The organism is Kribbella sp. NPDC049227 (assembly GCF_043197265.1).
Taxonomy (GTDB): Bacteria; Actinomycetota; Actinomycetes; order Propionibacteriales; family Kribbellaceae; genus Kribbella.
The window spans coordinates 741851-749917 of the sequence record NZ_JBICST010000002.1; the positions used below are offsets into that span (position 1 = coordinate 741851).

Here is an 8067-nt window from a genome sequence, read left to right on the forward strand (position 1 = left end):
GCAAGAGCCGACCACAACTTTGCATGGTGCGTCACTCCTTGCGGTCGGCGATGCCGCGAGTCGCGAGGAGGGCGGCGGCGAGGATGGCCGCGCAGAGAACGGTCAGGAGAGTCAGCGGTACGGCGTCCTCGGTCGCCGTGTGGTCGTTGGACAGCAGGGTCATGATCGGGCGGATCGGGGAGACCCAGCGGATCAGCAGGACGACGAGGATCGCGGCGGCCGCGGTCAGGGTCGCGATGCCGATGCGGGGGATGACCAGGCGAGAGCAGAGCAGACCGATCGCGGTGCCGATCATCGCGGCGGCCAGTTGGGCGACGGCGCCGACGGTCAGGTTGCCGGCGGTGATGACGTGGTTGCCGGTGACGATCGGATAGATCAGGCCGACCGCGATGAGCGGGACGCTCCAGGTGAGTACGACGGCGACCGTGATCGCGAGTACGCGCAGTGAGTCGCCCATCATCACCAACGTGATCTTGCGCTGGGTCGGGTCCTCGTGGTTGACGATGCTGACCGCCAGCCAGGTGCTGCAGATCAGCATGGCCAACACACAGAACGCGTACGACGCCTGGAGCGGACCGTTGTCCGAGGTCACGCCGACCGCGAGCGCGGCGAGGAAGATCAGGGTCGGCGGCAAGTACCGCTGGGAGAGCAGGACGCTGGCCAGGAGATACCGGTAGAGGGCGCTCACTCGGGCTTCACCTGCCGAACCGATACCACTGACCAGCCGTGATTGAGGGCGGTCAGCAACGCGGCGTCGTGGCTGCCGGTCGGCAGGATCACCGTGACGCCGGCGTCGTGGCGTCGTACGTCGAGAACGTCGGGCTGGTGCGACCAGTCGAGGTCGGCCCCGGGGATCAGTTCGATCTCCATCAGGTGGTGCGGTGTGCTCGTGGTGCGTTGGACGAGCTTGCCCTGATGGATCTCGCAGACCCTTGTGGCCGTTGACTTCACGACCTGGTCCGAGTGCTCGGTGAACGCGACCGCACCACCCTCGCGGGCCGTCTCGGTGAGCAGTTCCCGAAGCGTCCCGTGGGCCGTGGTGTCCAAGCCGGACCAGGGTTCGTCGAGGACGAGCAGTTGCGGTGGCTTGAGCAGTGCCTGGGCGAGAGCGACCTTCTGCGCGTTGCCCTTGGAGAGTTTCCGCATCGGAGTGTCCGCGCCGCCGCTCAGTGCGAGCCTGTCCAGAAGTTCGCCGGACCGTTGCCGGGCAGCCCGAGCGGTGAGGCCGCGGATTCTCCCCATGTGCCGCAGATAAGCGGAGGCCGAGAGACGGTCGTGCGACGCGAAGACGTCGGGTACGTAGCTCACGATCTGCGCAGTACGGCGTACTGTGCCGGTCGTCGGCCGGGACAGGCCGACCATCAGCTTCAGCACCGTCGACTTGCCGGAACCGTTGGCGCCGACGAGAGCCAGCAACTCACCCTCCTGCAGGTGCAGATCGACGTCGGTCAGAACCTCCCGCCGGCCGTACCGCTTGGAGACCTTCCTCAGCCGCGCTATCTCCATGCGGCGAGACTATCCGGCCACCGGGCCGCATCACCTTCGCGAGCGGGCGGGTGAGGACGAGCGAGACGAGCAAGGACGCGACCGCGAAGGCGGTGATCGAGGGTGCCGGCGCGGTGAGGTCGGCGAGCGTGCCGGCCAGGATCGCGAAGATCCCGAACGCGGTCATCCGGAGCGCGGACTCGAGGCCGAGCACCTGCCCCCGGAGGTCGGCCGGCGTCAGATCGACCAGCACCTCCTGTTGCGACAAGGATGCCGAATAGCCACTACTGCCGACAGCGACCAAGGCCGCGAGTACGCCGATCGGCAGGTCGAAGGCGAACCCGAGGAACGGGACGGCGAGCAGGTACCGCAACCAACGACCGGCGGTACGACGACCGGACGGGCTGAGGAAGCGGCCGACGACGAGATCGCCGGTCATCATCCCGGCGGCTCCCGCGGCCAGCAGCCAGCCCGCGCGCGGACCGGCGTACGGGACGAAGAGGGCCTCGCAGCCGACGATCAGGCCGTTCGGCAGCGACAGGGCGAGCAGCAGCGGCCGGGTCCTGGTCTGGCCGAGGAGACGGCGGTTGCCTCGCCAGGTCTCGCCGAGGCCCGTCCGGGCCCTACGTCGCGGTGCGCGATCGTGCAGACCGAAGCGGAGGACGGGGATGCTCAGCGCCGAGGAGGCTGTCGCCATCCACAGCACCGTCGCCGGGCTCAGTGCCTGCAGCAACAATCCGGCAATGCCGAAGCCGGCGATCTGCATCGCACCGACCGACAGATTCATCGCGGATCGGCCGAGGATGAACTGGTCCTCGTCGACCACCTCGTTCAGCAGACCCCAGCGGACGCCACCTCCGATCGAGAGCCCGTAGGCCACCAGGAGTGCGAGCAGGAGCCGCATCCCCGCGGTGAGATCGAGCGCAGCCTGGGCGGCGACCGCCGCGGTCGACACGGCGGCCAGTGCTGTCAGGACTCGCCGCGGTCGCGCGGTGTCGGCGGCCGACATCAGCGTGGAGGCGCCGAGCACCTGGGCCAGCGACGGGCCGAACATGACCAGGGCAGCCAGCAACGCCGATCCGGTCGCGGCGTCGACCATCAGCGCGAGCGTGAGGCTGGTCATCGTTGACGACGCGTTGCCGAGGGCGCTGCTGACCCAGAGGTTGCGGAACTCGGCGTTCCTGAAGATCTCCCGGTAGGTGCTCATGTCCGGCAGCTTCGACGGCCGCGCGTCCGCGCCCTACAGTTTCGGATGGAGGCGAAACCTTGTCCGAGTTCCTCGTCGACGCCGACACCCTGGCCATGGCCAGGTTCGGGACGTCGCAGCTGACCGAGACCGTGGCCGCGCTGAAGCTGCTGCAGCGGCCGGTCGAGCCGTGGTTCCGGGCCTGGAAGGACCAGCACAAGCCCGACTTCGAGGCCCGGTTGGCCGCGCGGCCGGTCTGGGCCGCGCTGGTCGAGAACGCCTTCGGACGGAGCTGGGTCGCCGACTTCCTGACCGTGCCGCCGCTCGAGCCGAACCAGGTGCTGGCCGACGAGCTCGAGTTGCTGACGAGCCTGAACGACGACCAGATCCGCGCCGACCTCAGCGTCGTACGGACGCCGCTGCCCGAGATCCTGCTGACGTCGACGGGGCTCGCGGACGCGGCGGCGGACCTGCTGCGGTGGGTGTGGACGGAGACGGTCGAGCCGGACTGGCCGCGGCGGTTGCGGGTGCTGCAGGCCGACATCGTGTCGCGGACGTCGAGGCTCAGCGAGCAGGGGTGGTCCGGCGTACTGCGTGGGCTCGGTCCGGATGTCCGCTGGCTGGGGGACGGGCGGATCCGGGTGAACCGCTGGGACTACCCGACCACGGACGTGCGGGGTCGCGACCTGATGTTCATCGCGGCCCACAGTCCCGGCGTCAACGTGAGTTGGCGCAAGCCGGACCGGTTCGCGCTGACCTATCCGGTCACCGGGATCTTCGCCGGGACCGAGGTGCCGGCCGAGCCGTTGGTGCAGCTGCTCGGTCGTAACCGGGCCCGCATCCTGGTCGAGGCGGCGGAGCCGGTGAGTACGACGGTCCTGGTCGCGACCACCGGTCTCTCGCTGGCCACCGTGTCGGACCACCTGCGGGTGCTGACCGACGCGGGTCTTCTCGAACGTCGCCGGTCCGGACGCTCGGTCCTGTACTGGCAGTCCGACACCGGTCGTCGCGTCGTACGACGACCGGCGCCGGTCAGGGGATTTCGATCGGGCAGGCGAGCGGGAGGTCGGTGACCGACGAGCCGGCGCGGAGCGTGAAGGTGCCGGGTTCGGTGGTCCAGTCGTTGTCCCAGTGCTCGAAGGTGTGGTTGTGCAGCTGGACGGTGAGCTCCCGCGCTTCGCCCGCGGCGAGACGTACGACGGCGAAGCCGGCCAGCCAGCGGGCCGGTCGATCCACAGTGGATGAAGGGCGTTCGGCGTACACCTGGACGACGTGCTTGCCGGCGCGGTCGCCGGTGTTGCGGACCGTCAGCGCAACGGAGGACGGATCGACCGCGCGGAGGTCGGTGAGCTCCCAGGTCGTGTAGCCGAGGCCGTGGCCGAAGGCGAACGCCGGCTCAGTGCCGGCCTTCAGCCAGGCGCGGTACCCGATGTGGACGCCCTCGTCGTACCGGACGACCCCGTCGCGTGGTGTCACGTCGATCACCGGTACGTCGGCCTCCTCGCGCGGCCACGTGGTCGGCAGGCGCCCGCCGGGCTCCCGGATGCCGAGCAGTACGTCGGCCAAGGCGTTGCCGTACTCCTGGCCACCGAAGTAGGTGACCAGGAGCGCGGCAACCTCGCCACGCCAGGGCAGCAGCACGGGCGAGCCTGCGTTGACGACCACCACCGTGCGCGGGTTGGCCGCGACCACGGCCCGGACCAGGTCGTCCTGACGGCCGGGAAGTGCGAGCGAACCGCGGTCGTAGCCCTCGGACTCGACCTTCGAGTTGGTCCCGACCACCACGACCGCGACGTCTGCCGCCGCGGCCGCCGCGACGGCCTCGTCGATCAACGCCTGCGGGTCGGAGCGGTCCGGCTCGACGCCAACGGTGATGCCCATGGCGTTGCCCAGATCACCGTCACGCTCGGGCAACTCGAACTCGACGCGAACGTCGACCGTCCGACCGGCCGTCACGTCGAGCGGCGCCGAGATCGACGGCGGCGACAGCAGCGCCGCGCCGAGATCGGTGCCCACCGGTACGGCGACGTCCTCGCGCAGAAGCTTGCCGTCGGCAAAGATCCGGCCGCGCCCGACGGACGCGAAGCCGAGCAGGACGGACCCGGACTCCGCCGGGGTGTAGCTCGTGTGGAACTCGAAGACCTTCGTCCGGGCGACAGGTGCGTTCCCGCCGAGGTAGACCAGCGCGCTGGAGAGCCGGTCCTCGGCGAACAACTCGGCACCGTCGGCGTCCAGGAATCGAACCCGTGCGCCCGGCTGCCCGGTCTCCGGATTGACCATGGTGGCGAGCGGCAGCTCGGCGACACCTTCCTGCACGACGGCGCCGAGCGAGTACGTGACCTCGGCGTCCGGCAGCGCGGCCCGGAGCCCGTCGAGCGGCGAGACCACGGACGACGGGATGACCGTCGCACTCCCACCGCCCTGGGTGCGCGCGTCCCGGGCATTGTGGCCGATCACCGCCACCCGCGAGACCGCGCTCCACGGCAACTCTCCGGTGTTCCGGAGGAGGACCGAACCCTCCGCGGCCGCGGACCGGGCGAATGCGACGCCGTCGACCTGCGGCACCTCGGCCGGCTTCGCGTATCCCTCCAACGCGCCGACCCGGGCAGCGAGCGCGAGAAGCCGCAGTACCTTCCGGTCGATCGCCTCTTCCTTGACCTCACCGGCCCGTACGGCGTCGACCAGCGCATCACCCCACGCGCCGACCGGTCCCGGCATCGCCAGATCCTGCGAGTACTTGGCGCTCTCGACGCTGCGTACGGCGGTCCAGTCGCTCACCACGACCCCGTCGAAACCCCAGTCGGTGTTGAGCGGTGTCTCCAGCAGGTCGTTCTCCGTCGCGGTCGCCCCGTTGACCGAGTTGTACGCGCTCATCACCAGCCACGCCTTCGACTCGGAGACCGCCTTCTCGAACGCGAGCAGATAGACCTCGCGCAGCGCCCGCTCACTCACCTCGACGTCGGCGGTGAAGCGGTCGGTCTCGAAGTCGTTCGCGACGTAATGCTTCGGCGTCGCGCCGACACCCAGCTCCTGTACGCCGGCCACGTACGCAGCGGCCAGGTCGGCGGTGAGCACCGGGTCCTCGCTGAACGCCTCGAAGTGCCGGCCGCCGAGCGGGGAGCGATGCAAGTTGATCGTCGGACCCAGTACGACGTCCACGTTCTTGCGCCTGGCTTCGAGTGCCGACACGACGCCGTACCGGTGCGCGACCTCGACGTCCCAGGACGACGAGAGGGCGGTGGCCGACGGAAGGTTCAGCGACGGGTCGCGCTCGTCCCAGACGGGACCGCGGACGCCGCTCGGCCCGTCCGAGAGAACCATCGAGCGCAGGCCGATGCCGGGCAGCGGATGGGTCGACCAGAAGTCCTGTCCGGTCAGGACGCGGACCTTCTCCTCGAGCGTGAGGCGGCCGAGCAGTGCGGCGAGATCGGCTGAGCTGGGGTTCATGCGACGACTGTACGCGCCAAAACCGAGTATCGCTAGGTTTTCGTTCCGGGTCTCGGTAGCATCGCCCGCATGGCTGCCAGAGGTCCGTACGCGAAGGGGGTCGCGAAGCGGGAGGAGATCCTGACCGCGGCGCTCGAGGTGATCGCCCGGCAGGGCTACCGCAAGACCTCGACCAAGGAACTCGCCGCCGCGGTCGGCCTGAGCGAGGCGGGGCTGCTGCACTACTTCGGCTCCAAGGAGAAGCTCTTCGAGGCGGTTCTCCGGGCCCGCGACGAGGCCGACGTCGACCGTTTCGACGGGTCGGACCTGATCGGCAAGCTGACCGCGATCATCCGCCACAACAGCGACGTACCGGGTCTGGTCCAGCTCTATTCGACGTTCTCGGCCGAGGCCGGCGACCCACAGCACCCGTCGCACCCGTACTTCGTGGAGCGCTACGCACGACTGCGCGAGTCGCTGGCCGGCGCCGTGCGCGCCCGTCAGGCCGCCGGGACGTTCACCGCGTCCGCTGACCCGGAGCTGATCGCGACCTTGCTGATCGCGCTCTCGGACGGCCTTCAGGTCCAGTCGCAGTTCGGGCTGCCGGTCGAGCCGGCCGACCTCCTGACTCACGTCGTGGGCCTGCTCGGTTCGGCTGGGGGAGCGGTGGATAGTTGAGGCATGACGAGCTCCGCGGGTGAGGCCGCCGGACCACCCGCGCCCGCCGTTGCGGACCGGCGGGTCCTGACGAAGGAGATCTGGCTGGTCCTGGCGCTGTCGCTGGGCGCGTCGGCTCTGTCCGCGGTGATCTCGTTCACCGGTGTACTGACGTCGGCCAAGCCGATCAGCGGGCAGACGGCGGTCATCGTCGGTTCGCGGGCGCCGGGACGCCCGTGGCTGGACCTCACCTGGCAGGTGTTCGCGATCGTCAACGCCCTGGTTCCGGTCGCCCTCGTCGCCCATTTCCTGGCCCGCGGCGGCGAGTCCCTGCACACGATCGGCTTCGACCTGCGGCAGCGGGTCCGCGACCTCGGCCGCGGGACCGCCGTCGCCGCCTGCGTGGGCGGAGCTGGTCTCGCCTTCTACCTCGCCGCCTACGCCACCGGCGTCAACCTGTCCGTCGACCCGTCCCAGCTCCCCGACTACTGGTGGCGCATCCCGATCCTGGTCCTCGTCGCCGTGCAGAACGCCGTACTCGAGGAGGTCATCGTCCTCGGCTACCTCAACCACCGGCTGGACCAACTGGGGTGGTCAACCACCCAGGCGACGGTCACCAGTTCGCTGCTGCGCGGCTCGTATCACCTCTACCAGGGCCTCGGCGGCTTCGTCGGCAACGTGATCATGGGCGTCATCTTCTGCCACCTGTACCGGCGCTGGGGCCGGGTCGGCCCGCTGGTCGTGGCCCATACGTTGATCGATATCGCTGCCCTGGTGGGGGCGACGTACCTGATCGGCAAGGTCGGCTGGTTGCCCGGCGGAGGGTGATCGAAACGACTGACACGTAACCGATCGGGGGTGGATCGGGTTGATGGTGCGTGACTGTTAACGGGGAAATCGCAAGTCCGCCCGAGATCGATCCGGGGTTGGCGGCCGCCGCGCTGGCCGTTTTCGCCCACCGGCACGAGGTGGTGCACCTGCTCCACGCCGCCACCGACGAACCGGACGCGCTGGCCCGCATCGCCGACCTGCTGCGCGTCGACGAGGGGACCATCGCCAGAGTCCTGGACCAGCCGCTGCGCTGGATGCTCTCTCAGTTCCGCACCGAACTGGAGGCCATCGCCGCCGCTCCACCACCGGCCAGGCCGGCGCCACAACCCGAGCCCGTGACCACCTGACCGCCGTGCGGTGGACGCCGCCACAGGCGTCCACCGCACCACGGGTTGATTAGGTTGGGGTGGGGGGGCGTCAGATGGGGGGGGTGGTGGTTATATCGGGAGGTGTGTCGGAGGGGGACCGCGAGGGGTTGACGG

The 8067-nt window shown here is 69.7% G+C and carries 8 protein-coding genes; 4 read left to right on the plus strand and 4 right to left on the minus strand.

Going from position 1 to position 8067, the window contains the following annotated elements; translation table 11 throughout:
• Positions 1–31 precede the first annotated feature (31 nt).
• The 3 genes from ACGFH6_RS10360 to ACGFH6_RS10370 are packed head-to-tail and all read right to left on the minus strand — an operon-like array spanning position 32 to position 2692.
• Positions 32–688, minus strand: a complete 657-nt coding sequence (locus ACGFH6_RS10360; protein WP_393382292.1) for a hypothetical protein — start codon at positions 686–688, stop codon at positions 32–34.
• Positions 685–1506 (minus strand): ATP-binding cassette domain-containing protein, encoded by an 822-nt coding sequence (locus ACGFH6_RS10365; protein WP_393382295.1) that lies wholly within the window; start codon positions 1504–1506, stop codon positions 685–687. Before ACGFH6_RS10365 ends, ACGFH6_RS10360 begins: the two co-directional genes overlap by 4 nt.
• Complete coding sequence (locus tag ACGFH6_RS10370) at positions 1418–2692, minus strand: MFS transporter (RefSeq protein WP_393382297.1); 1275 nt, start codon at positions 2690–2692, stop codon at positions 1418–1420. Before ACGFH6_RS10370 ends, ACGFH6_RS10365 begins: the two co-directional genes overlap by 89 nt.
• Before the next feature lie 59 nt (positions 2693–2751).
• Here ACGFH6_RS10370 and ACGFH6_RS10375 point away from each other — a divergent pair, with 59 nt between their 5' ends.
• On the plus strand, positions 2752–3744 hold the full coding sequence (locus ACGFH6_RS10375; RefSeq protein ID WP_393382299.1) for an ArsR/SmtB family transcription factor: 993 nt from the start codon (positions 2752–2754) through the stop codon (positions 3742–3744).
• Here ACGFH6_RS10375 and ACGFH6_RS10380 read toward each other — a convergent pair.
• Complete coding sequence (locus tag ACGFH6_RS10380) at positions 3704–6118, minus strand: glycoside hydrolase family 3 protein (protein ID WP_393382301.1); 2415 nt, start codon at positions 6116–6118, stop codon at positions 3704–3706. The genes ACGFH6_RS10375 and ACGFH6_RS10380 overlap by 41 nt on opposite strands.
• A gap of 69 nt (positions 6119–6187) precedes the next feature.
• Here ACGFH6_RS10380 and ACGFH6_RS10385 point away from each other — a divergent pair, with 69 nt between their 5' ends.
• From ACGFH6_RS10385 to ACGFH6_RS10395, 3 genes are read left to right on the plus strand one after another with little or no spacing between them, the layout of a single operon-like run.
• Entirely contained in the window at positions 6188–6775 is a 588-nt protein-coding gene (locus ACGFH6_RS10385) for a TetR/AcrR family transcriptional regulator (protein ID WP_393382303.1), read from the plus strand.
• Between the two features lie 3 nt (positions 6776–6778).
• On the plus strand, positions 6779–7582 hold the full coding sequence (locus ACGFH6_RS10390) for a CPBP family intramembrane glutamic endopeptidase (RefSeq protein ID WP_393382305.1): 804 nt from the start codon (positions 6779–6781) through the stop codon (positions 7580–7582).
• Between the two features lie 50 nt (positions 7583–7632).
• On the plus strand, positions 7633–7932 hold the full coding sequence (locus ACGFH6_RS10395) for a hypothetical protein (RefSeq protein WP_393382308.1): 300 nt from the start codon (positions 7633–7635) through the stop codon (positions 7930–7932).
• Positions 7933–8067 lie beyond the last annotated feature (135 nt).